Raw genomic sequence first — 22,358 nt, 5'->3', positions numbered from 1 at the left:
CAATCCCGCAGCAGACTACGCCGATCGCGCTCAGCGGGCGGCGACGGTCAGCGCCAGCAGGGTCACCGCGGCCGAGACCTCGGTGACGGCGCCGAGCACGTCCCCCGTGACCCCGCCGAACCGGCGGCGGCAGCGCGCCAGCAGCGCCTCGCCCGCGCTCAGCGCCAGCACGGCGGCGGCCACGCCCGCGACGGCGCCCGCCCCCGGGCGGTCCCACGCGAGCGCCCCGGCCGCGCAGCACCCCACGAGCGCCGCCCCCGCCACGCCAAGGGCCCCCGCGCGCGGAACGGACCCGGCGACCGCGGCGCCGAGCCCTTCGGGCCGCGCCGCGGGCACCCCGGCCCGGCATGCCCACGTCAGCGCGGTGCGCGAGACCAGCCCCGCCAGCGCGACGGCGGCGCACGCCCGGGCCGCGCCACCGCCCGCGAGCTCGGCCACCGCGGCCACCTGGGCCAGGAGCGTCAGCACGAGGACCGCGACGCCGAACGGGCCGATGTCGGACCGTTTCATGATCTCCAACGCCTGCTCGCCCCGCCGCCCGCTGCCGAGCCCGTCCGCGACATCGGCGAGCCCGTCCAGGTGCAGGCCCCGGCTGAGCGCGGCGAACGCGGCCACCGTGAGCACGCCCGTCACCAGCGGCCCCGCGTCGAGCGCGAGCAGCAGCCCGCACACCGCGGCCGCGGCCAGGCCGATCCCGAGCCCGGCGAGCGGCGCGCACAGCATCCCGGCCCGCGCGGCGGCCGGATCCCACCGCGGACGCCCCACGGGAACGACGGTGAGCAGGGCGAACGCGAAACGGATCCCGTCGCCCACCCAGGCGTGCGGCGGGCCCGGTGGGAGGGGAGGCGGGGGCGGGGGCGGCGTGGCGCTCATGGTGGGGCAGGGTAGCGCCGGACGCTGTGGTGCCATGGGCGACTGGTGGTACCGCAACATCATCGAGCCGGGCAAGCTGCCGCTGCTGCTCGCGCTGGCGGCGTTCGTGATCACCTTCGCGGTGGTCCGCGTCATCACGCGCCTGATCCGCGCGGGGCGCGGCCCGTTCCACGACATCTCGGCGGGCGGCGCGCATGTGCACCACGTGGTGCCGGGCGTGGTGCTGATGTGCGTGGGCGGCTTCGGCGCGGTGGCCTCGCGCGGCGGCGGGTGGGCGGCGGCGGTGATGGGGGCGGTGTTCGGCGTGGGGACAGGGCTCGTGCTCGACGAGTTCGCGCTGATCCTCTACCTGCACGACGTCTACTGGACCGAGCAGGGCCGCAAGAGCGTCGAGGTCGTGGTGATCACGACGGCGCTGGTCGGGATCCTGCTGACGGGCGTGGTCCCGTTCGGCGTCAACGACCTGCCCCCGGGCCAGCGCCTCGGCCGCGGCGGGCTGGTCCTCTCGGTCCTGCTGAACCTGCTGCTTGTCCTCGTCAGCCTGGCCAAGGGCAAGCTGTGGGTGGCGGTGCTCGGGGTGTTCCTGCCCCCGGTGGCCCTGGTCGGCGCCCTGCGCCTGGCCCGCACGGGCTCGCCATGGGCCAAGCTGCTCTACCCCCACTTCCCGAGGACACGGGCGCGGGCGGAGCGCCGGACGCGCGCACACGACGCCCGATGGGGCCGCTCCCGCCGCTGGCTTGACCAGATCCTGGGCGGCATCCCCGACGATAATCCGCCACGGAGCGGGGGGAGGACCGGCGACGACGGCTGAGGCCCGTCCACGGACCCCCGCACGGCTGGCGCCGCTGCGGAGCGGGCACCGCGCGCTGCGGACCGGGCGGTTGGCGGTGGCGTTCAGCCGTACAGTGCGGCCAGCGGAGCGTGCACTGCGTGCCGGGCCGGGCTGTCGATGGTGCCCGCGCCCTGCGGGCAGCGGGGCGTGCGTTGTGTGCCGGGCCGGGGCCGTTGACGGTGCCACCTCAGCCACGGCGTGCGGGCCAGGCGGAGCGTTGCGTGGGGCGGCGGAGCCGTGCAGGGGGGGCACCGGGCCGGGGCCGCCGTCGGTGCCCGCACCGTGCGGGGCAGCGGAGCGTTGCTTGGTTTGCGGCCCAGCGCCGCAGGGTGCGCTCCGTGCGGGGTAGCGGAGTGTCGGCTGGCCTGCGGCGGAGCCGCGACGTTCCCTCCGTGCCACGGCCGGGTCGTTGACGGTGCCGCCTCAGCCACAACGTGCGGGCCAGCGCAGCGTCAGGTCGCTTCCTCCGCCGCCGGTTCCGTGGTGGGCTCCTCGGGTGGGGTGGTCGGGTCGGGGCGTTCGGGGAGCTCCGCCGCAAGGGCCGCCGCCGCGCGCAGGAGGGGGAGGGCCAGCAGGCCGCCCGTGCCCTCGCCGACCGTGATGCCGTGGTCGAGCAGCGGCTCGCTCGCCATCCGGTCGAGCGCCTTGGCCTGGCCAGGCTCGCCGCTGGCCTGGCCCGTGAGCCACCAGTCGGGGGCGCGGAACGCGATCCGCTGGCCGACCAGCGCGCAGGCGGCCGACACAACGCCGTCGAGCAGCACGGGCGTTCGCCGCACCGCGCACTGCAAGAGAAAGCCCGTCATCGCCGTCAGGTCCGCGCCCGCGACCGTGGCGAGCAGCGTGAGCTGGTCGCCGAGCACCGGGCGCGCGCGGCGCAGGCCGTCCCTGATGGCCCCGCACTTCCGCATCCACGTCAGGTCGTCGATGCGGACGCCGCCCCGGCCCGTGACGACCGACGCATCCGTGCCGCACATCGCGGCGATCAGCACACCGGCCGCCGTCGTGCCGCCCACGGAGATGTCGCCGAGTACCACCAGGTCCGTGCCCGCGTCCGCCTCCTCGTCCGCCAGGGCCATGCCCGTGCGGAAGGCGCGTTCGGCCTCTTCGGCGGTCAGCGTGTCCTCGACGTCGAGGCGGCCCGAGCCGCGCCGCACCCGGTGGCGGGACACGTCGTCCGGCAGCTCTTCTGGCGGGCAGTCGAGCGACAGGTCCACGACGCGCAGCGGCACCCCGGCCTGCCTGGCCAGCACCGCCGCCGGGCTCGCGCCCTCCAGCGCGTCGCGCACCAGCGCGCTCGCGGTCCCCGCTTCGCGGGCGGAGACGCCGAGCGCGGCGATGCCGTGGTCGCCAGCGAACAGCACGGCCCTGGGGCGTTCGATCGGCGCCACAGGGACCCGGCCCTGCGCGGCGGCCAGCCACGCGCCGAGGTCGTCCAACCGGCCCAGCGCCCTGGGCGCAACGCCCGTGCGCGCCCTGTGCTCCTCCGCCCTGCGCCGGATGCGGACACTGGGGCGTTCGATGAGGTCGCCGAAGTCGTCGAGGCTGAGACCGCCGTCACTCATGCGCACGAGCGTACCGCGCGTCTTCCGCCGCCCCGCCGGGCGTTGACCTCGGGTCAGCGCAGCGTGGACACGGTCCCGGCGACGGCGAGCAGGACGTGTTCGCACTCGGCCGCCACCGCCGCGTTGAGGCGGCCGAGCTCGTCGCGGAACCTGCGCCCCGACGCGGTCGCGGGCACGACGCCCGAGCCCGCCTCGTTGCTCACCGCCACGACCGTGCGGCGCGTGGCGCGGAATGCCGCCGCGAGCGCCCCCGTGCGCTCCAGGAGCGCACGGGCGCCGCCGCCCCGCCACGCCGCGTCGTCCCACGCGTCCACGCGGTCCATCGCGTCGGTCAGCCACAGCGCGAGGCAGTCGATCAGCAGCGGCGGCCCGTCGTCCTCGGCCAGCAGCGGCCCGAGGTCGCACGTCTCGACCGTCGTCCAGCCGGGCGGGCGCCGCCCCCGGTGGGCCGCGACCCGCTCCGCCCACTCGGCGTCGCCCGCCCGCCGCCCGCCCGTGGCGGCATAGACCACGTGGGGGAACGCCGCGAGCCTGCGCTCCGCCTCGGCGGACTTCCCCGACCGCGCGCCCCCCAACACCAGCGTGCGCCGGGGCACATCGGGCACGTGCCGCACTTCGCCCGCCGTGAGCGTCGCGCCGTCCGGCAGGGCGCGCGCGCCCGCCGCGGCCAACCGCCTGCGCGCCTCCGCGCCGGGTTGCACGCCGTGGTCCAGGTGAACGGCCACCACGTCGGTGGTCAGCGACGCGGCGCCCGTGGCGCGCAGCAGCGCCAGCGCGTCGGGCCGCCCCGCCACGTCGAGCAGGCACACGTCGAACGGGCCGCCCGCCACGGGCCCGCCCGCGGGGGCCGCGCCCGGCGGCAGGTAGAGCAGCCGCGCGCCGTCGGGCCCGGTGACCGCGTAGCCCGTGCCGGGCGCGTCCACCGCGACCGCGAGCACCCGGTGGCCCGAGAGCAGCGTCAGCTCGCGCCCCTCGGGCAGCCGCACGGGCGCGGGGAGTTCGGGCGGCAGCGCGACGGCGGGGCCGTCGTGCGGGTGGCTCAGCAGCACCTGCCGCACGCCGTGCAGTGACTCCCGCGCGCGGGCGGCCGCGAGCGCGAGCCCCGGCGTGAGATCGAGTAGGAGCGCCCCGTCGACCATCAACGCGGTGGCCGTGCGCACCTCGTCCCCGAGTGCGCGGGCGCACGCGGCGCAGGGGCAACCGGGGCGCGGGAGTCCGGCGGGCGCGCCGGTGCCGAGCAGGGTGACATCCACCCCCCGATCCTCTCCCCGGCGCCCGCGGGGGGCGCGCGTCGGCCCCCGTCGATCACCCTCAGGGCGGCGCCAGCACCCGCGCGCGGTGGTGCGCGTCGGCGCCCGCCGTGATTTAGTCTGCGATCAGGCTTTCGGGCCATCAGTTCAGTCGGGCGGACCGGGCCCCGACGGGGCCCTGGCAGCGTTCGGACCGGGATCAGTCGGCAGGAAGCGGAGGCTTCGCATGGCGTGGGAGTGGCGGTTCGAGAAGGCCGACGGCACGACGACCGAGCCGGCGCAGGCCCCCGGCGACTTCGGCACCCAGGGTGACGCGGAGTCCTGGATCGGGGAGATCTGGCCCGAGCTGCTGACCGAAGGCGTGGACCAGGTCAGCCTGTTCGAGGACGGCGTGAAGATCTACGGACCCATGAGCCTGCACGTCGCCACGGAGGGCTGAGCGCCCCCTCGCCCCCCGAGGCGAGCACCGCGCCGCGAGCACCGCGCCGCGCGCCCCGGGGCGCGCGGCGCGCGCGTTCACGCCTCGCCCAGCTCGACCCGCGCGCGCTCCCGCGACCCGTCCCGCTCGAACGTCACCTCGACCTCGTCGCCGGGCCCGTGCGCCGCCAGCGCCTCGGAGAGCGAGACCACGTCGGTGACCTGCTCGTCGGAGACCCGCACGATCACATCGCCGGGCCGCAGCCCCGCGCGCGCGGCGGGCCCGTCGTCGTTCACGTCCACGATCGCCGCGCCCGACGGCTCGAACCCGTCGCCGAGCACCGTCCGCACGGTGACGCCAAGCGCCGCGCGCCCCGAGTCCCGCACCTCGCCGTGCTCGATCAGCTGGTCCGCCAGGAACGTCACCGTCGAGGCCGGGATCGCGAACCCGATCCCCGGCGCCTGCCCGCCCCCCAGGCCCGGGTCGCGCGCGGCGAGCGTGGGGATGCCGATGACATGGCCCGACAGATTGACCAGCGCGCCCCCGCTGTTCCCGGGGTTGATGGCCGCCGAGGTCTGCACCATGTCGCCCAGCGTGGCCTGCCCCTCGCCCTCGCTCACCGAGCGGCCCACGGCCGAGACGATGCCCTGGGTGACGCTCGACGACAGGCCAAGGGGGTTGCCCATCGCGAGCACGATCTGCCCGATCTCCACCTTCGACGAGTCCCCGAACGTCGCGGGCCTCAGCTGGTCCGGCGCGTCCCGCAGCCCGATCACCGCGAGGTCCTGCTCGGGGTAGGACGCCACCAGGTCGGCGCGCTCAGCCTTCCGCCCGGTGGCGAGCAGCACGTCGAACGACTCGCCCTCGCCGACGACGTGGGCGTTGGTCACGATGTGCCCCTCGTCGTCGTACACGACGCCGGAGCCCAGGCCGTCCTCGGTGGTGATCTGCACCACCGAGGGCAGCACGTCGTTCACCACGTCCTGATAGGTCTCCTGGAGGTCGTCGCTCACGACGGGGATCGGCGCCTCACGGCCGCCCGAGCCACCCGACGTACACCCGGTCCCCGCGGCGAGCAGCGCGGCGGCGGACACGAGAACGGCACCGGAAGCAGAACTGCGGACCATGACCGCATTGTGACCGCGGGCCCCCGGTCACCCGGGATGCCCCGCCACGCCGTTCGAGGGGTGGACGGCCGCGGGGACGGCCGTGGCGGCCGAGCGCCTACCTGGGCTCCTCGCCGCGCTTGACCTGCGGCTTCGGCAGGCGCATCCGCCGCATCTGCATCGTGCGCATCAGGGCGTAGGCCGACGCGCCGCGCAGGCTCTCGTCGGGGTACTTGGCGCGCAGCCGCTTCTTCAGGCGCCGGGTCATCAGGATCGAGTCGAAGACGATCATCACGATGACGACGAGCCACAGGAGCAGCGCGATGTTCCTCGCCTGGATCGACGGAAGCATGCTCATGATCAGGATGACCACGGCGATCGGCAGGAAGAACTCCGCCACATGGAACTTCGCGTCCACGAAGTCCCTCGCGTAACGGCGCACCGGGCCGCGGTCGCGCGAGGGCAGGTGCCGCTCGTCGCCGGAGAGCAGGGCCTCGCGCTGCTTGGTCAGCGCGGCGCGCCTGGCCTCCCTGGCGCGCCTTGACGCCTCCTTGCGGCTCGTGGGCGGCTTGACCACCGCGCGCCGCAGCGCCTCGGCCTCGCTGCGCTTGGGCGTGGGACGCCCCTTCGGCGCCTGCGGGTCGCGCCCCCTGGGCTCCTCGTCGACGGGAGGGGTGGCGGCATCGTCTTTCGAACGGCTACGGAACACACCCTCAGCCTACGTTCTCCCCGCGCCCGCCCCTCCTGGTCGTGCGAAAACGATCGTGCAACGGCCCCTTCCCCGAGCCCGCTGAACCCTCGGGTACTCCTCAGGCGTGAGACGCCGCGTTCCGTGATCGTCCTCGGGGAGGAGCCATTCAGGCGCGAGCGGTGCGCTAATGGATGGGGGCCCCGTAGGGTAGTAGGGGATCAGCAGCACAGTTGCCCGAGGTTCGAGTCCGTCATGAAGGGGGCGCGCGAGACCCATGAGCGGTGTCATGAAGCGGATGGGGATGATCTTCCGCGCTAAGGCCAACAAGGCGCTCGACCGGGCCGAGGACCCACGCGAGACGCTCGACTACTCCTACCAGAAGCAGCTCGAGCTGCTTCAGAAGGTCCGCCGCGGCGTTGCCGACGTGGCCACCTCGCGCAAGCGCCTCGAGCTCCAGCTCAATCAGCTGAACGGGCAGTCATCGCGCCTCGAGGAGCAGGGCAAGAAGGCCCTCGCCCTCGGCAGGGAGGACCTGGCGCGCGAGGCGCTGACCCGCCGCGCCTCGCTCCAGCAGCAGGTCTCCGACCTCCAGCAGCAGCACGAGACGCTGCAGTCGGAGGAGACGAAGCTCACCCTGGCGGCCCAGCGGCTCCAGGCGAAGGTGGACGCGTTCCGCACCCGCAAGGAGACGATCAAGGCCACCTACACCGCCGCCCAGGCCCAGACCCGCATCGGCGAGGCGTTCTCCGGCATCTCCGAGGAGATGGGCGATGTCGGCATGGCCATCCAGCGCGCCGAGGACAAGACGGCGCAGCTCCAGGCCCGCGCGGGCGCGATCGATGAGCTGCTGGCCTCGGGCGCCCTCGACGACCCCACCGGCGCCTCGAAGGACGACCTCACCGCGGAGCTGGACCGGATCTCGGGGAACGCCGACGTAGAGTTCGAGCTGGAGCGGATGAAGGCCGAGCTCGCGGGCGGCAGTTCCGCGGGGCGCCAGGCCATCGAGGGCGGCGCCGCGGGGAGCGGGGCGCAGGACCAGCAGGAGCAGCGCCGGGAATCGCCCAAGTTCGACAAGCAGTGAGGCAAGCAGGGAAAGGACGGCGCGGCTGACGCGCCGAGCGGCTGGAGGGCATCGTGATCGTACGGATCATGGGGGAGGGACAGGTCAGGCTGGACGACAGCCACTTCCCCGCCCTCAACAAGCTCGACGACGAGCTGATGGCCGAGGTGGAGTCCGGGGACAACGAGGGCTTCCGCCGCACCCTCGCCGCCCTGCTCGACGCCGTCAGGACCATGGGCACCGCGCTGCCCGACGACTCACTCGAGCCGTCGGAGCTGATCCTCCCCGCCCCCGAGGCTTCCATCGCCGAGGTGCGCGCGATGCTCACCGAGGACGGGCTGATCCCGGACTGATCCGGACGATGACGGGATCCCCACGATGAGGGTGATGTGAAGCCTCAGCAGAGAGCCAACGCGTGGCGGTGGCTCATGGCTCATCCGCTCGCGTTCGACGCGCTTATCGCGGTGGGGGTCCTCCTTGCGGCGTTGTGCGCTTTCATCACTGTGGCCCGGCCCCCCGGCGGCGGCCAGGGCTTCGGCAAGCGGGAGCTGCCCGTCCACAGCCTGGTGCTGCTGCTCGTGGGCTGTGGCGCGCTGGTGCTGCGCCGCAGGTTCCCGATGCCGGTGCTGTTCGTCGTCAGCTGCGTCTCGCTGACCGAGATGATCCTCGGCTACTTCTCGCACGGGCCCCAGGAGCGCCACCCCTCGGTGCTGATCCTCCTGGTGGTGGCCCTCTTCACGGTCGGCTCCACCACCGACCGGCCCACCACATGGCGCGTGGGCCTTGCGACCACCGTGGTCTTCACGCCCGCCGCCATGGTGCTCGGCGCCCAGCCCTGGTACCAGGCGGAGAACCTCGGCGTCTTCGCCTGGACGGGCCTGGCCGCCGCGGCGGGCGAGGCCGTGCGCAGCCGCCGCGCCGTCGTCGACGCCATCAGGGAGCGCGCCGACCGCGCCGAGCGCACGCGCGAGGAGGAGGCCAGGCGCCGGGTGGCCGACGAGCGGATGCGGATCGCCCGCGAGCTGCACGACGTGGTCGCCCACCACATCGCCCTGGTCAACGTGCAGGCGGGCGTCGCGTCGCACGTCATGGACACGCGCCCCGACCAGGCCAAGGAGGCGCTGGCCCACATCAGGCAGGCCAGCAGGCGCGCGCTCGGCGAGCTCCAGACGACGGTCGGGCTGCTGCGCCAGCAGGACGAGCCGATCGCGCCGACCGAGCCGGTCCGCGGCCTCGCGGTGCTCGACGAGCTGGTCGACGGGTTCGCCAAGGCGGGGATGGACGTGAGCGTGCACGCACCCGCCGCCCACGAGCCGCTGCCGTCGGCCGTCGACCTGGCCGCCTACCGCGTGGTGCAGGAGGCGCTGACCAACGTGCACAAGCACGCGGGACCCGAGGCCGTCGCCCGGGTGCGCATCGTCCGCGGGGGCGGCGCCGCCGACCCGGGCCTCGACATCACCGTGGACGACGACGGGCCGCCCGGAGGCGGCACGGAGCCCGAGGGCGAGAAGCTGGGCAGCGGCCACGGGCTGACCGGGATGCGCGAGCGCGCCGCCGCGCTCAGCGGCACGTGCGAGGCGGGTCCCGTGCCGGGCGGCGGGTTCCGGGTGCGGGTCACGCTGCCGCTCCAGACGCCGAGGCCGGCGGAGCCCGAGGCCGCGGCCCGGGTGACCGCCGCGCGCGGGAGGTGCCTGTGATCCGGGTGGTCCTGGTCGACGACCAGGCGCTGCTGCGCAGCGCGTTCCGTGTCCTGGTGGACTCCGACCCCGCCATGACCGTGACGGGGGAGGCGTCGGACGGCGCCGAGGCGTTGAAGGTCATCAGGGACGCGGGCGCCGATGTCGTGCTGATGGACATCCGCATGCCCGGCATGGACGGCCTCGCCGCCACGCGCGCCATCGGCGCCGACCCGGACCTCGGCGGCGTGAAGGTCGTCATCCTCACCACCTTCGAGTCCGACGACTACGTGATCGAGGCGTTGCGCGCCGGGGCCTCGGGCTTCCTCGGCAAGGGGGCCGAGCCCGAGGAGCTGCTCCACGCCATCAGGCTCGTCGCCGAGGGCGAGGCGCTGCTCTCGCCCTCGGCGACGCGGGGGCTGATCGCCACGTTCCTGGCCTCCCAGGGGAGCGGCGACGGCGGGGGCCTCGACGCGGGCGCCCTCGACCTGCTCACCGCGCGGGAGCGCGAGGTGCTGGTGGAGGTCGCGGCCGGTCTGTCCAACGACCAGATCGGCGCGCGCCTCTCCGTCAGCCCCCTCACGGTCAAGACCCACATCAACCGCCTGCTGACCAAGCTCGACGCCCGCGACCGGGCCCAACTGGTCGTCCTGGCCTACGAGACGGGCCTGGTCCGCCCGCGCTCCTCGGGGTAGGCCCCGCCGCCGAGGGCCCCGCCGCCGAGGGCGCGGCCGTCAGCCGCGGCGGCGGTCAGGGGAGGGCCAGCATGCGGTCAAGGGCGAGCGCCGCGTCGTGGGCGGTGGCCGGGTCGACCTGGATGCGGTTGACGACCTTGCCCGCCGCGAGCGACTCGAGCGACCACACCAGGTGCGGCAGGTCGATGCGGTTCATGGTGGAGCAGAAGCACACGGTGCGGTCGAGGAAGACGATCTCCTTGCCCTGGTCCGCGTACCGGGCGGCCAGGCGGCGCACGAGGTTCAGCTCGGTGCCCACGGCCCACTTCGACCCGGCGGGGGCGGCGTCGAGCGTGGCGATGATGTGCTCGGTCGAGCCCACGTGGTCCGCGGCGGCGACGACCTCGTGGCGGCACTCGGGGTGCACCAGGACGTTGACCCCGGGGATGCGGGCGCGGACCTCGTCGACCGAGTCGAGCGAGAAGCGGCCGTGCACCGAGCAGTGGCCGCGCCACAGGATCATCCTGGCCCGGCGCAGCTGGTCGGCGGTCAGCCCGCCGCCCGGCCTGTGCGGGTTGTAGACGACGCAGTCGTCCAGGCTCATGCCGAGCTCGCGCACGGCGGTGTTGCGGCCCAGGTGCTGGTCGGGCAGGAAGAGCACCTTCCCGTCCTCGCCCGCCTGGCCGAACGCCCACTCCAGGGCACGCCTGGCGTTGGACGACGTGCACACGGTGCCGCCGTTGCGGCCCGTGAACGCCTTGATGTCGGCCGATGAGTTCATATACGTCACCGGCACGGTCCGCCCGGCCACGCCCGCGTCGGTCAGCACGTCCCACGCCTCGGCGACCTGCTCGGCGGTGGCCATGTCGGCCATCGAGCAGCCCGCCGCGAGGTCGGGCAGGACCACCCGCTGGGCTTCGGTGGTGAGGATGTCGGCCGACTCGGCCATGAAGTGCACGCCGCAGAAGACGATGTACTCGGCCTGCGGACGGGCGGCGGCGTCCCTGGCCAGCTTGAAGGAGTCGCCGGTCACATCGGCGAACTGGATGACCTCGTCGCGCTGGTAGTGGTGGCCGAGCACGAAGAGGCGATCCCCCAGGGCGGCCTTGGCGGCGCGGGCCCGCTCCACCAGGTCGGGGTCGGAAGGGGCGGGCAGGTCGCCGGGGCAGTCCACGCCGCGTTCGCTCGCCGGGTCGGATCCCCGTCCCAGCAGGAGGAGGGCGAGGGGGGTAGGGGTGACGTCCAGGGCCTGGGCGCTGTTCACGGCACACGCACCCTTTCTGTATGTGGTGCGACGTCTTTTCGTCGTTCTGACGCTTGAGGGTTGAGCATAACCCCGTTCGCGTCACTGTGACGAGGTGGATCGCGTCACTGTGACACATTCCGTCCTGGCCGCGGGTGTGCGAGCATGAAGGGACGAGAAAAGGGACGCGAATCGACGCGCCGCGCCGGGAATGGAATCGGACGGCGGTGTGTTGGCGCCTCCGCCAGAGCTTTCCGTACTACCCGGGAGATACGCAGATGTCCGTAACGGAAGAGACCGCTGTCAGCGACGGCATCATCGTTTCCGAGGCGGCCGTGGCGAAGGTCAGGGGCCTGCTCGAGCAGGAGGGACGCGACGACCTCGCGCTGCGGGTGGCGGTCCAGCCGGGCGGGTGCTCGGGGCTGAGGTACCAGCTGTTCTTCGACGAGCGGTCCCTCGACGGCGACATCGTCAAGGACTTCGACGGCGTGAAGGTCGTCACCGACCGCATGAGCGCGCCGTACCTCGGCGGGGCGTCCATCGACTTCGTGGACACCATCGAGAAGCAGGGCTTCACCATCGACAACCCCAACGCCACGGGCTCGTGCGCCTGCGGGGACTCGTTCAGCTGAGCCGAAGGCTCCAGGCGCCCCGCCCGCCCACCCGCACGTGGGCGCGCGGGGCGTCGCGTTCTCTCCGGGCGTTCTCTCCTCAGCGCACGGGCAGCGGCTCGCCCCGCGAGTCGAGCAGCTCCTTCTCCCCCGCGGGCTCGTCGAGCGCGACCTCGGTCGTCTGTTCCTCCGCCACCGCGATGCAGGCGAGCTCGGGGGCGGTCGTCGTGCTCTCCAGGCTCACCGTGATCGAGGAGTCCGACTCCCGCGCCGTCGCCGCGTAGTCGCTGCACACCCCGCCCCAGAACGTCAGGGTCAGCGTGCGGTCCGACGGCTCGTAGGGCGCGATCGACCAGCCCGTGTCCCCCGGCTCCTCATCGGGCGCCCCCGGCGCGACCGGCTCCCCGGGGCCATCGGGCTCGGCGGGCGCCTCCGCCTCGTCCCGCGGCACGGCGGGCTGGCTCGTGGTCAGCCGCTCGCCCGACGGCAGCGCGTATGTGAACAGCCACGACGGCGCGAGCACCGTGCCCCCGTCGTCGAGCGGCAGCGCGGAGAGCCCGAACCGCGCGGTGGCGTCGGCGGGCTGCGCGTCGCCGCCGATCAGCCTGTTGTACTCGGCGACCGCGTCATCGGCGGGCGGCACCGCGTACTCCTCGCCCTCCGCGGGCCCCGGCACCAGCGCGCCGTACGCCGAGAACACCGAGCCGCCGGCGCCGATCCAGATCTCCGTGTCGAGCCCGTGCACCGGCAGCCCCGCCACCTCGGGAACCGCCCTGACGATGCGCTGCGAGCCGCTTGTCGCGTCCGTGACCACCGTGGCGTCGCCCAGGCCGAGCGCGTCGAGCAGCGGGCCCGCCGCCTCCAGCGCCTCGTCGGGCGTCGGCGGGGGAGTGCCGTCGGCGGGCGGCATCCCCGGCGCCTCGACCACAGGACCCGAGTCGCCAGCGCTGCCCGAGTCGCCAGCGCTGCCCGAGTCGCCCGCGCTGTCCGTGTCGCCCGCGCTGCCTGCGCCGTCCGAGGTGACAGGGGCGTCCGGGTCGTCGGGGGCGACCGGCGCGATCTCCAGCGCGTCGCTCGGCTCGCGCGGCGGGACCGGCTCAGCCGGGGTCCCCGGCTCCGCGCCCCGCGGGTCGGCGGGCAGCGCCACCGCGGAGGGGCTGAACGACCAGTGCCCGGGCCCCCGCTTCCCCACCGTCAGCGACATCCCGCCGGGATCCGCCCCCGTCACCGCCCAGCCCGCGTCGCCGCCGTCGCGCACCTCGCCGTCGATGCCGAGCGCGTCGGCCAGCTCCTGCGCGCGCTCGCGCGAGACGTCCGTCAGCGTGTACGCGGGCGCGAACTCCGGGGCGTCGGGCGGGGTCTGCGCGAGCCGGAGCGCGACCCCCGCGAACGACGCGCTTGAGCCGCCCCCCTCGTCCGAGGGCGCCATGGGCGCGGGCTCGGCGACGGCCCCGCCCGACGGGGCGCCGCCCTCCGCCGCGCCGTCCGAGTCGGCGAACAGGCGCTCGGCCCCGAAGAGACCGCCCGCGATGAGCGCCACCCCGACCGCGATCGCCGTGCCCCGCGCCAGGCCGAGACGGCGCTGGTCGGCGCCGCTCCCGCCGTGGTCCGCGCCCTCGTGTTTCGCGCCTTTGCCGTCCGCCAGGTTCCCGGTCACGTCCCCAGCCATGTCCCCCGCCATGTCCTCAGCCACGTCACCGCTCCTCGGAATCGCTCGCCTGCATCGCCACACACCCGCCCAACTCGCCGCCGCACGCGCCGGTTCGCCGGATGCCCGTTGGACGGCCCGCTCCGCCGAGCGGTTCCGCGGGGGCCGATAGTCTGAGGAGCCCTTTGTCGCCTTCACGGGAGCAGACCACCGTGCGTATCGCCGTCAGCGGCTCCATCGCCCACGATCACCTGATGACCTTTCCCGGCCGGTTCGCCGATCAGCTCGTCGGTGACCAGCTGCACACCGTCTCGCTGTCGTTCCTGGTCGACTCCCTCGAGGTGCGGCGCGGAGGGGTGGCCGCCAACATCTGCTTCGGCATGGGGCAGCTCGGCGCCTCGCCCATCCTGGTCGGCGCCGCGGGCGCGGACTTCGAGGAGTACCGCGCCTGGCTCGACCGGCACGGCGTGGACACCGCGTCCGTGCGCATTTCCGAGCTGCTGCACACCGCGCGTTTCGTCTGCACCACCGACGCCGCGCACAACCAGATCGGCTCCTTCTACACGGGCGCCATGAGCGAGGCCCGGCTCATCGAGCTCCAGTCGGTCGCCCGGCGCGTCGGCGGCCTCGACCTCGTGCACATCGGCGCCGACGACCCCGAGGCGATGCTGCGCCACACCGAGGAGTGCCGCACGCGCGGGATCCCGTTCGCGGCCGACTTCTCCCAGCAGCTCGCGCGCATGGAGGGCGAGGAGATCCGCACCCTGACCGAGGGCGCGGCCTACCTCTTCCACAACGAGTACGAGAAGGCCCTCGTCGAGAGCAAGACCGGCTGGTCGGCCGACGAGGTGCTGGCCAGGGTCGGCACGCGCGTCACCACCCTGGGCCCCCGCGGCGTCCGCATCGAGCGCGCGGGCCGGGAGACCATCGAGGTCGCCGCCCCCCAGGAGGAGGCCAAGGCCGACCCGACCGGCGTGGGTGACGCGTTCCGCGCGGGCTTCCTCGCGGGGCTCGCGTGGGGCACGTCGCTTGAACGCTCCGCCCAGGTCGGCTGCATGGTGGCCACCCTGGTCATCGAGACCGTCGGCACCCAGGAGTACACGCTGCACCGCGGCCCGTTCATGGAGCGCTTCGCCAAGGCGTACGGCATGGACGCCGCCGACGAGGTCCGCGCCCACCTGCGCTGAGCCACGCCGCCGCCCGCCCCACGCCGCCCGCCGTCACACCGGCCCGTCCTCACCCCGGCCGGTCCTCACACCGGCCCGTTCTCACCCCGGCCGGTCCTCACCCCGGCCCGTCCTCACACCGCGCGGCGCACCCGGTACGCCGTGCCGCGGCCCGCGCCGTGCGGCGCCTCGCCCAGGTACTCCTGGCCGCGCATGTCGCACCAGGCCGGGATGTCGAGGCGGGCGGCGGCGTCGTCGGCGAGCACGGTCACCACCCCGCCCACCGGCACCCGGCCGATGACCCGGGACAGCTCGATGACCGGCACGGGGCAGCGCCGCCCCAGCGCGTCCACGGTCAACGCGCCCTGCCCGCCCTCGGGTTCGCCCGCGGTCACCGGCACCGGCGGGGCCAGCTGCTCCCGCACCCCCGCCACCGCCCCCGGCAGCACCGCGAGAAAGCGCTCCACGTCCGCCTCGGCCGTCCCCGGTGGCAGCGAGACCCTGACGTTCCCCTCGGACAGCACGCCCATCGCGCGCAGCACATGGCTCGGCGTCAGCGTGCTCGACGTGCACGACGAGCCCGACGACACCGCGAACCCCTCGCGGTCGAGCGCGTGCAGCAGCGCCTCGCCGTCCGCGTAGAGGCAGGAGAACGTCACGATCCCCGGCAGCCGCTCCTCCGCGGCGCCCACCACCTCCACATCGGGCACCAGCGCGGGAACGCGCTCCCTGATCCGGTCCACAAGACCCGCGAGCCGCGCCCCCTCGGCCTGCGCGTCCTGCCGCACGGCCCGCAGCGAGGCCGCCGCCGCCACGATCGCCGGGATGTCCTCGAAGCCAGGCGCCCGCCCCGACTCCCGCTCGTCCGCGGGCCCCACGGGCGCGAACCGCGTCCCCTTGCGCACCACCAGCAGCCCCACCCCCGCGGGCCCGCCCCACTTGTGCGCGCTGCCCGCGAGCAGCGACCAGCCGCCCCCGACCGGGCCCCACGGAAGCGACTGCGCCGCGTCCACCAGCAGCGGAACGCCCGCGGCCGCGCACACCTCGGCGATCTCCTCGACGGGCTGGCGCGTGCCCACCTCGTGGTTGGCGGACTGCACGCACACCAGCGCGGGGCCACCGGTCGCCGCCCTGAGCGCCGCCGCGACGGCCTCGGGCGCCACGCGGCCCTCGCGGTCCACGCCGATCTCCGTGACGCCGCCCCCGGCCGCCCGATGCGTCCCTGCCGCGTGCAGCACCGCCGAGTGCTCGACCGCGGACACCAGCAACTCCCGCCCCACCCTGGCCCGTCCGGCCAGGGCGCCCGCGACGCCCGTGTGCAGCGCGCGCGTTCCCGACGAGGTGAACGTCAGCTCGTCGGGGCGGCAGCCCACCGCCTCGGCCGCCGCCTCGCGGGCCGCGTCGAGCAGCAGGCGCGCCTTGCGGCCCTCGCGGTGCGGGCGCGACGGGTCGGCCCACCCGTCGTCGAGCGCGGCCAGGAGCGCCTGGGTGGCCACGGGATGCGGGGGAAGGGAGCTCGCGGCGTCGAAATAGGGCACGCGCGCAACCTAACGCCACCGCGGCGGCCCCGGTGAATCCCCAGGTCGGGGACGTGCGCGGGCCCGGCGCCGCGCCACGCCGCGTTCCCGCACCCTCCCCGCGGGGTGGCAAAGGGCGTCCAGTAGGGTTTGGTCCGCATAAACATCCAAACCCCTGCCCCCGTCAGGGCCGGCCGCAGCGAAGCGCGAGGCAGCCCGGACCGAGGGCGAGACTCTCGGGAAGGCGCTACGTGAGTCCCAACGGCTCCGACCGCTCGTCGCGGCGCCCGAAGCGGCGGATCCTGCCGCAGGCGCTGATCGCGGGCTTGGTCCTGGCGACCGCCACAGGTTGCACATCCGAGGACTTTCCCCGTCTCGGCATGCCCACCCCCGTCACGGAGGAGGCGCCGCGCATCCTGTCCCTGTGGCAGGGCTCCTGGGCTGCCGCCCTGGTCACGGGTGTGCTGGTGTGGGGCCTGATCCTGTGGAGCGTCTTCTTCCACCGGCGCTCGCGCACCAAGGTCGAGATTCCCCCGCAGAACCGGTACAACCTCCCCATCGAGGCCCTTTACACGCTCGTCCCGCTCATCGTCGTCTCGGTGCTCTTCTACTTCACCGCCCGCGACCAGACCGAGCTGCTCGACACCTCCGATGAGCCCGACCACATCATCAACGTGGTGGGCTACCAGTGGAGCTGGGGCTTCAACTACATCGAGCCCGTCGGCGCCTCCGACACCGACGCGCGCGACGCGCCCGAGCTCTCCTCCATCCCCGACCGGATCGCCGACCGCTTCCCCGAGAACGCGGACGGCGTGTACGAGGTCGGCACCCCGGCCGACCGCGACCCCGACACCGGCAACCCCGGGCCCACGCTGGTCCTCCCCGAGGGTGAGACGGTGCAGTTTGTGCTGACGTCACGGGACGTCATCCACTCGTTCTGGGTCGTGCCGTTCCTGATGAAGCAGGACGTCATCCCCGGGCACACCAACGTGTTCGAGGTGACCCCCGACCGGCAGGGCACCTTCCTCGGCAAGTGCGCCGAGCTCTGCGGCGTCGACCATTCCCGCATGCTGTTCAACGTCAAGGTCGTCTCCCCCGAGGAGTACGACGCGCATCTCCAGGACTTGGCGGAACGCGGCAACACCGGCTACATCCCGGCCGGCATCGAGCAGACCGATGCCGCAAGGAACGCCGAGACCAACGAGGGGCGATCGTGAGTATCCTCGAGCAGAAGAACGCGGAGTCCCAGGAGACGGAGGCGGTGGGGTCCCCCCCCGCCGCGCCCGCCACCTACCGGCGCCGGCCGGGCTCCATCGTGGTCAAGTGGCTCACCACCACCGACCACAAGACGATCGGCACGATGTACCTGCTGACGTCGTTCCTCTTCTTCATCGTCGGTGGCGTGATGGCGCTCGTGATGCGCGCCGAGCTGGCCCGCCCCGGCACGCAGGTCGTCACCAACGAGCAGTTCAACCAGCTGTTCACCATGCACGGCACGGTCATGCTGCTGCTGTTCGCGACCCCGCTGTTCGCCGGGTTCGCCAACTGGATCATGCCGCTCCAGATCGGCGCCCCCGACGTCGCGTTCCCCCGCCTGAACATGCTGGCCTACTGGCTCTACCTGTTCGGCGGCCTCATGGTGGTCGGCGGCTTCTTCACGCCGCAGGGCGCCGCCAGCTTCGGCTGGTTCGCCTACTCGCCGCTCTCCGACGCGGTCCGCTCGCCCGGCATGGGCGCCGACCTGTGGGTCATGGGCCTGGCGCTCTCCGGCTTCGGTACCATCCTCGGCTCCGTCAACTTCATCACCACGATCATCTGCATGCGCGCCCCCGGCATGACGATGTTCCGGATGCCGATCTTCACCTGGAACGTCCTGCTCACCGGTGTCCTGGTGCTGCTGGCCTTCCCCGTGCTCGCCGCCGCGCTGTTCGCGCTCGCCGCCGACCGCGTCTTCGGGGCCCATATCTTTGACGCCTCCAACGGGGGCGCGATCCTGTGGCAGCACCTCTTCTGGTTCTTCGGCCATCCCGAGGTGTACATCATCGCGCTGCCGTTCTTCGGCATCGTCTCGGAGATCATCCCGGTCTTCTCCAGGAAGCCGATCTTCGGCTACATCGGCCTGGTCGCCGCGACGATCACCATCGCGGGCCTCTCCGTGACGGTCTGGGCGCACCACATGTATGTCACGGGCGCGGTGCTGCTGCCGTTCTTCTCGTTTATGACGTTCCTGATCGCGGTCCCGACCGGTGTGAAGTTCTTTAACTGGATCGGCACCATGTGGAAGGGATCGCTCAGTTTCGAAACGCCGATGCTCTGGTCGGTCGGCTTTCTGATCACCTTCCTCTTCGGCGGCCTCACTGGCGTGATCCTGGCCTCGCCGCCGCTCGACTTCCACGTGTCCGACACCTACTTCGTGGTGGCCCATTTCCACTACGTCGTCTTCGGCACCGTGGTCTTCGCGATGTTCGCGGGCTTCCACTTCTGGTGGCCCAAGTGGACCGGCAGGATGCTGGACGAGCGCCTTGGCAAGATCACCTTCTGGACACTCTTCATCGGCTTCCACGGAACGTTCCTCGTGCAGCACTGGCTGGGCGCCGAGGGCATGGTCCGCCGCTACCCCGACTACCTGGCGGCCGACGGGTTCACCGCGCTCAACACCATCTCGACCATGAGCTCGTTCCTGCTCGGCATGTCGATGCTGCCGTTCTTCTACAACGTCTGGAAGACCTGGAAGTACGGCGAGAAGGTCGACACCGACGACCCGTGGGGCTACGGCCGCTCGCTCGAGTGGGCCACCTCGTGCCCGCCGCCCCGGCACAACTTCCTCACGCTGCCGAGGATCCGCTCCGAGTCGCCCGCCTTCGACCTGCACCACCCCGAGGTCGCGGCGCTCGACTCCCTGGAGAACGACGCCCGCCACGAGGCCGAGGCGCTCACCGGAAAGGAGGCAGGCCAGTGAGGATCCAGGGGCACCTCTTCAGCTGGATCGCCGTCTTCATGCTCGCCGTGGCGATCGTCTACGGCGTGTGGTCCAAGGAGCCGGTCGGCACCACGGCGCTGTTCCTGTCGTTCGCCCTGTCGGCGATGATCGGGTTCTACCTGATCTTCACCGCCCGCCGCGTGGACACGGGCGCGCAGGACAACAAGGAGGCGGACGTCGCCGACGACGCCGGCGAGGTCGGGTTCTTCAGCCCGCACAGCTGGGCGCCGCTGCTGCTCGGCGCCGGCGGCGCGGTCGCGTTCATGGGCCCGGTCTTCGGCTGGTGGTTCCTGTACTTCACCGCCCCGCTCGTGGCCATCGGCCTGTGGCTGTGGGTCTTCGAGTACTACCGCGGCGAGAACCAGAACCAGTAGCGGCCAGGGACGGCACGTCCCGCACGGCATCCGGCCCCCGGAGGGATCCCCTCCGGGGGCCGCCCGTTTGCAGCAGGCCAGCGCGCCCCTACCAGGCGATGTCCGTAATTTGTGGCTATGAGTCACTCACACCGCATAAAACTGGGCTCAGCGCTGATACTCGCCCCGCTGCTCGCCGGGATCACCGGCTGCGCGGGAGGCGGCAAGCCGCTGGCGACCGAACCCTACGACGCCGTCGGACAGCTGTCCTTCGGTGACGCCGGTGGCGCGAAGGCGACCGGCGTCGATCCCGACAAGCCCCTCAGGATAAGCACCCAGGGCACCGGAACCAGGATCACCGACGTGGCCGCCGCCGACGCGGCCGGGCGCCCCCTGGCCGGTGAGCTGTCCGCCGACGGCCGCGGCTGGCGCAGCACCTCGCCGCTGGCCGCGGACGCCGAGTACACCGTTCGGGTCAGCACGGAGAACGGCAGTGGCTCCCCCGGCAGGGGCGTGCACACGTTCAGCACGCGCGCCTCCAAGGGCAAGCGCCTCGACGTCGAGTTCGGCCCCGACGCGGGCACCTACGGTGTGGGCCAGCCGGTCACCGCCGAGCTGAGCCGCAAGGTCAGCGACCCCGAGGAGCGGGCGCTCGTCGAGGGCGCGCTCAGCGTCAGCTCCGAGCCCCGCGTGGAGGGGGCGTGGCACTGGGTGGACGACAAGGAGCTGCACTACCGCCCCAAGGAGTACTGGCCCGCCAACACCGAGATCACCGTGCGCTCCAACCTCCTCGGGCTGCCGATAAGGGACGGCCTGCGCGGCGGCTCGGGCGACGCCGTCAAGCTCAGGACCGGCGACCGGATCGAGGCCGTCGCCGACATCAGCGGCCACACCATGACCGTCTCCCGCAACGGCGAGGAGCTGCGGAGCATCCCGATCACCACGGGCAAGGAGGGCTTCGCCACGAGGAACGGCAAGAAGGTCGTCCTCGCCCAGGAGGAGAACGTGCGGATGACCGGCACGAGCATCGGCATCGCGGCGGGCTCGGCGGAGTCCTACGACCTCAACGTCTCGTGGGCCTCGCGGCTCACCTGGAGCGGCGAGTACATCCACGCCGCCCCCTGGTCCGCGGGCTCGCACGGCTCGGCCAACGTCAGCCACGGCTGCACGGGCATGTCGGACGAGAACGCCAAGTGGCTGTTCGACCTGCTCAAGCCCGGTGACGTCGTCGAGCACGTCAACGGCTTCGGCGAGGACATGGCGCCCTTCGGCAACGGCTTCGGCGACTGGAACCTCTCCTGGGAGGAGTGGCGCGCCGGAAGCGCCGTGCACGGCGGCGGTGGCGGCGAGCCCGTGACCCCCGCGGCCGGCCGCCTGCGCCCCCGGGTGTGAGGGACGCCGGGCGCGAGGCGGCCCGACGGGCCTCAGACCACGGAGGGGAGCCGGCGGCGCAGGAGGGCGGCCAGGGAGGCCGCGAGCTCCGACGGCTCCACCGGGTGCGCGACGGCCGCCTCGGCCCGGCTCCAGGTGGCGAGCCAGGCGTCCTGCGGGCGCCCGATCAGCAGCAGCACGGGGGGGCACTCGAAGATCTCGTCCTTGATCTGCCGGCAGACGCCCATCCCGCCCGCGGGGACGGCCTCGCCGTCCAGCACGCACACGTCGATCCCGCCCTCTTCGAGCGCGGTCAGCACCGCGGGCAGCGTGGCGCACTCCAGGTACTCGACCGCGGGAACGTCCGCCGCGGGCCGCCTCCCGGCCGCGAGCCGCACCTGTTCGCGGGTGTTGACGTCGTCGCTGTAGACCAGCACCGTGGCGGTGCGCTCCATACGTTCCTCCGCGAGGTGGCCGTTGTCCCGGACGGCCCTCGTCGGCCGCCCCTGCGGCGGATGCTACTCCGTCGGCCCCCGGGGTGGGCAGGGCGGATGGCCGGGGAACGGGCCGGGAAGGGGCCGGGAAACGCCACGGGACGGGCGGACACACCGAACCGGACCCCCGGGGAAGACGCCGGGAAACCGACCGACATAATGACGGGCGTGGCGACAGCAACAGCAGCAGAATCCGGGCACGCGATCCCTTCGGTCAACCGGCCGAACGTCACCAGCGTCGGAACCGTCATCTGGCTGAGTTCCGAGCTGATGTTCTTCGCGGCCCTCTTCGCGATGTACTTCACCCTGCGGTCGGTGATGGGAGCGGAGTACTGGCAGGAGAACGCCGACGCGCTCAACCTCCCGTTCTCGGGGACCAACACCGTGATCCTGGTGCTCTCCTCGCTCACCTGTCAGCTCGGCGTGTTCGCCGCCGAGCGGGGCGATGTGAAGAAGCTCCGCGCGTGGTTCGTGGCCACCTTCGTGATGGGCGCCATCTTCATCGGCGGACAGGTCACGGAGTATGTGGAGCTGGTCAAGCACGAGGGCATCTCGCTGTCCTCGGGCCCCTACGGCTCGGCGTTCTACCTGACCACCGGCTTCCACGGGCTGCACGTGCTCGGCGGGCTGATCGCGTTCCTGTTCGTCCTGGCCCGCACGTACGCGGCCAAGCGCTTCACCCATGAACAGGCCACCACGGCCATCGTCGTGTCGTACTACTGGCATTTCGTCGACGTCGTGTGGATCGGCCTCTTCGCCACCATCTACCTCATCAAGTAGCTACCTCATCACGTAGCTACCTCATCACGTAGCCGACCGGCACCACGCACTCG

At 73.2% G+C, this 22,358-nt stretch carries 22 protein-coding genes; 13 read left to right on the top strand and 9 right to left on the bottom strand.

The genetic code is table 11. The annotated features are described in order from the left end of the window. Positions 1 to 30: 30 nt before the first annotated feature. Positions 31 to 873, bottom strand: a complete 843-nt coding sequence (locus tag DEH69_RS10145; RefSeq protein ID WP_113686588.1) for an adenosylcobinamide-GDP ribazoletransferase — start codon at positions 871 to 873, stop codon at positions 31 to 33. A gap of 34 nt (positions 874 to 907) precedes the next feature. Between DEH69_RS10145 and DEH69_RS10140 the strand changes: the two genes are divergently transcribed. Next, complete coding sequence (locus DEH69_RS10140; protein ID WP_113686587.1) at positions 908 to 1,684, top strand: hypothetical protein; 777 nt, start codon at positions 908 to 910, stop codon at positions 1,682 to 1,684. 473 nt (positions 1,685 to 2,157) lie between these two features. Here the strand turns inward: DEH69_RS10140 and DEH69_RS10135 are convergent, their stop codons facing one another. Both DEH69_RS10135 and DEH69_RS10130 read right to left on the bottom strand, forming a co-directional pair. After that, entirely contained in the window at positions 2,158 to 3,267 is a 1,110-nt protein-coding gene (locus DEH69_RS10135) for a nicotinate-nucleotide--dimethylbenzimidazole phosphoribosyltransferase (RefSeq protein ID WP_113686586.1), read from the bottom strand. Positions 3,268 to 3,320: 53 nt separating this feature from the next. Then, positions 3,321 to 4,520: a bifunctional adenosylcobinamide kinase/adenosylcobinamide-phosphate guanylyltransferase gene (locus DEH69_RS10130; RefSeq protein ID WP_113686585.1), complete on the bottom strand. Its 1,200-nt coding sequence runs from the start codon at positions 4,518 to 4,520 to the stop codon at positions 3,321 to 3,323. Between the two features lie 223 nt (positions 4,521 to 4,743). On the opposite strand from DEH69_RS10130, the gene DEH69_RS10125 reads away from it, so the two are divergent. Then, the gene (locus DEH69_RS10125; protein WP_113686584.1) at positions 4,744 to 4,956 is read left to right on the top strand and encodes a hypothetical protein; all 213 of its coding nucleotides are present in this window, start codon (positions 4,744 to 4,746) and stop codon (positions 4,954 to 4,956) included. Positions 4,957 to 5,033: 77 nt separating this feature from the next. Here the strand turns inward: DEH69_RS10125 and DEH69_RS10120 are convergent, their stop codons facing one another. Then, complete coding sequence (locus tag DEH69_RS10120) at positions 5,034 to 6,062, bottom strand: S1C family serine protease (RefSeq protein WP_113686583.1); 1,029 nt, start codon at positions 6,060 to 6,062, stop codon at positions 5,034 to 5,036. Positions 6,063 to 6,159: 97 nt separating this feature from the next. After that, positions 6,160 to 6,750, bottom strand: coding sequence for a DUF3043 domain-containing protein (locus DEH69_RS10115; protein WP_113686582.1), 591 nt, complete (start codon positions 6,748 to 6,750; stop codon positions 6,160 to 6,162). 256 nt (positions 6,751 to 7,006) lie between these two features. Here DEH69_RS10115 and DEH69_RS10110 point away from each other — a divergent pair, with 256 nt between their 5' ends. The 4 genes from DEH69_RS10110 to DEH69_RS10095 all read left to right on the top strand — a co-directional run bounded on the left by DEH69_RS10110 (position 7,007) and on the right by DEH69_RS10095 (position 10,163). Continuing rightward, positions 7,007 to 7,813 carry a PspA/IM30 family protein gene (locus DEH69_RS10110; RefSeq protein ID WP_113686581.1) on the top strand — a complete coding sequence of 269 codons (807 nt, stop codon included), beginning with the start codon at positions 7,007 to 7,009 and terminating at the stop codon, positions 7,811 to 7,813. A 53-nt stretch (positions 7,814 to 7,866) separates the two neighbouring features. Further along, positions 7,867 to 8,145 (top strand): hypothetical protein, encoded by a 279-nt coding sequence (locus DEH69_RS10105; RefSeq protein WP_113686580.1) that lies wholly within the window; start codon positions 7,867 to 7,869, stop codon positions 8,143 to 8,145. A gap of 75 nt (positions 8,146 to 8,220) precedes the next feature. Beyond that, complete coding sequence (locus tag DEH69_RS10100; protein ID WP_113686641.1) at positions 8,221 to 9,489, top strand: sensor histidine kinase; 1,269 nt, start codon at positions 8,221 to 8,223, stop codon at positions 9,487 to 9,489. Next, positions 9,486 to 10,163 (top strand): response regulator transcription factor, encoded by a 678-nt coding sequence (locus DEH69_RS10095; RefSeq protein ID WP_113686579.1) that lies wholly within the window; start codon positions 9,486 to 9,488, stop codon positions 10,161 to 10,163. Before DEH69_RS10100 ends, DEH69_RS10095 begins: the two co-directional genes overlap by 4 nt. A 55-nt stretch (positions 10,164 to 10,218) precedes the next feature. Here the strand turns inward: DEH69_RS10095 and nadA are convergent, their stop codons facing one another. Beyond that, complete coding sequence (nadA, locus tag DEH69_RS10090) at positions 10,219 to 11,406, bottom strand: quinolinate synthase NadA (protein ID WP_113686578.1); 1,188 nt, start codon at positions 11,404 to 11,406, stop codon at positions 10,219 to 10,221. A 257-nt stretch (positions 11,407 to 11,663) separates the two neighbouring features. Here nadA and DEH69_RS10085 point away from each other — a divergent pair, with 257 nt between their 5' ends. Beyond that, complete coding sequence (locus DEH69_RS10085) at positions 11,664 to 12,017, top strand: iron-sulfur cluster assembly accessory protein (protein WP_113686577.1); 354 nt, start codon at positions 11,664 to 11,666, stop codon at positions 12,015 to 12,017. Between the two features lie 79 nt (positions 12,018 to 12,096). Here the strand turns inward: DEH69_RS10085 and DEH69_RS10080 are convergent, their stop codons facing one another. Next, complete coding sequence (locus DEH69_RS10080; protein WP_181727350.1) at positions 12,097 to 13,689, bottom strand: hypothetical protein; 1,593 nt, start codon at positions 13,687 to 13,689, stop codon at positions 12,097 to 12,099. Positions 13,690 to 13,856: 167 nt separating this feature from the next. Between DEH69_RS10080 and DEH69_RS10075 the strand changes: the two genes are divergently transcribed. Continuing rightward, positions 13,857 to 14,831 (top strand): carbohydrate kinase family protein, encoded by a 975-nt coding sequence (locus tag DEH69_RS10075; protein WP_181727349.1) that lies wholly within the window; start codon positions 13,857 to 13,859, stop codon positions 14,829 to 14,831. A gap of 113 nt (positions 14,832 to 14,944) precedes the next feature. On the opposite strand, the gene DEH69_RS10070 is transcribed toward DEH69_RS10075, so the two are convergent. After that, the gene (locus DEH69_RS10070; RefSeq protein WP_113686574.1) at positions 14,945 to 16,348 is read right to left on the bottom strand and encodes a cysteine desulfurase/sulfurtransferase TusA family protein; all 1,404 of its coding nucleotides are present in this window, start codon (positions 16,346 to 16,348) and stop codon (positions 14,945 to 14,947) included. 230 nt (positions 16,349 to 16,578) lie between these two features. On the opposite strand from DEH69_RS10070, the gene coxB reads away from it, so the two are divergent. The 4 genes from coxB to DEH69_RS10050 all read left to right on the top strand — a co-directional run bounded on the left by coxB (position 16,579) and on the right by DEH69_RS10050 (position 21,052). Beyond that, positions 16,579 to 17,544 (top strand): cytochrome c oxidase subunit II, encoded by a 966-nt coding sequence (gene coxB, locus DEH69_RS10065; protein ID WP_113686573.1) that lies wholly within the window; start codon positions 16,579 to 16,581, stop codon positions 17,542 to 17,544. Between the two features lie 44 nt (positions 17,545 to 17,588). Then, positions 17,589 to 19,286 carry a cytochrome c oxidase subunit I gene (gene ctaD / locus DEH69_RS10060; protein WP_258534573.1) on the top strand — a complete coding sequence of 566 codons (1,698 nt, stop codon included), beginning with the start codon at positions 17,589 to 17,591 and terminating at the stop codon, positions 19,284 to 19,286. After that, complete coding sequence (locus DEH69_RS10055) at positions 19,283 to 19,681, top strand: cytochrome c oxidase subunit 4 (RefSeq protein ID WP_113686571.1); 399 nt, start codon at positions 19,283 to 19,285, stop codon at positions 19,679 to 19,681. The genes ctaD and DEH69_RS10055 overlap by 4 nt, the downstream gene beginning before the upstream one ends. A 117-nt stretch (positions 19,682 to 19,798) precedes the next feature. Continuing rightward, positions 19,799 to 21,052, top strand: a complete 1,254-nt coding sequence (locus DEH69_RS10050) for an Ig-like domain-containing protein (RefSeq protein WP_113686570.1) — start codon at positions 19,799 to 19,801, stop codon at positions 21,050 to 21,052. 32 nt (positions 21,053 to 21,084) lie between these two features. Here DEH69_RS10050 and DEH69_RS10045 read toward each other — a convergent pair whose 3' ends face one another. Continuing rightward, positions 21,085 to 21,486, bottom strand: a complete 402-nt coding sequence (locus DEH69_RS10045; protein WP_113686569.1) for a hypothetical protein — start codon at positions 21,484 to 21,486, stop codon at positions 21,085 to 21,087. Between the two features lie 198 nt (positions 21,487 to 21,684). On the opposite strand from DEH69_RS10045, the gene DEH69_RS10040 reads away from it, so the two are divergent. After that, positions 21,685 to 22,305 carry a heme-copper oxidase subunit III gene (locus tag DEH69_RS10040; RefSeq protein WP_113686568.1) on the top strand — a complete coding sequence of 207 codons (621 nt, stop codon included), beginning with the start codon at positions 21,685 to 21,687 and terminating at the stop codon, positions 22,303 to 22,305. The last annotated feature ends 53 nt before the right edge of the window (positions 22,306 to 22,358 follow it).

This window comes from Streptomyces sp. PT12, assembly GCF_003311645.1.
GTDB lineage: Bacteria > Actinomycetota > Actinomycetes > Streptomycetales > Streptomycetaceae > Streptomyces.
Note: the sequence above shows the minus strand (reverse complement) of the source record. Positions and strands in the feature narration are given on the sequence as shown.

What these genes read in the sequence shown, in the direction of transcription:
- DEH69_RS10145 (WP_113686588.1), bottom strand. Translation starts at nt 873, where the DNA reads ATGAGCGCCACGCCGCCCCCGCCCCCGCCTCCCCTCCCACCGGGCCCG.
- DEH69_RS10140 (WP_113686587.1), top strand. Translation starts at nt 908, where the DNA reads ATGGGCGACTGGTGGTACCGCAACATCATCGAGCCGGGCAAGCTGCCG.
- DEH69_RS10135 (WP_113686586.1), bottom strand. Translation starts at nt 3,267, where the DNA reads ATGAGTGACGGCGGTCTCAGCCTCGACGACTTCGGCGACCTCATCGAA.
- DEH69_RS10125 (WP_113686584.1), top strand. Translation starts at nt 4,744, where the DNA reads ATGGCGTGGGAGTGGCGGTTCGAGAAGGCCGACGGCACGACGACCGAG.
- DEH69_RS10120 (WP_113686583.1), bottom strand. Translation starts at nt 6,062, where the DNA reads ATGGTCCGCAGTTCTGCTTCCGGTGCCGTTCTCGTGTCCGCCGCCGCG.
- DEH69_RS10110 (WP_113686581.1), top strand. Translation starts at nt 7,007, where the DNA reads ATGAGCGGTGTCATGAAGCGGATGGGGATGATCTTCCGCGCTAAGGCC.
- DEH69_RS10100 (WP_113686641.1), top strand. Translation starts at nt 8,221, where the DNA reads ATGGCTCATCCGCTCGCGTTCGACGCGCTTATCGCGGTGGGGGTCCTC.
- DEH69_RS10085 (WP_113686577.1), top strand. Translation starts at nt 11,664, where the DNA reads ATGTCCGTAACGGAAGAGACCGCTGTCAGCGACGGCATCATCGTTTCC.
- DEH69_RS10050 (WP_113686570.1), top strand. Translation starts at nt 19,799, where the DNA reads ATGAGTCACTCACACCGCATAAAACTGGGCTCAGCGCTGATACTCGCC.
- DEH69_RS10045 (WP_113686569.1), bottom strand. Translation starts at nt 21,486, where the DNA reads ATGGAGCGCACCGCCACGGTGCTGGTCTACAGCGACGACGTCAACACC.
- DEH69_RS10040 (WP_113686568.1), top strand. Translation starts at nt 21,685, where the DNA reads ATGACGGGCGTGGCGACAGCAACAGCAGCAGAATCCGGGCACGCGATC.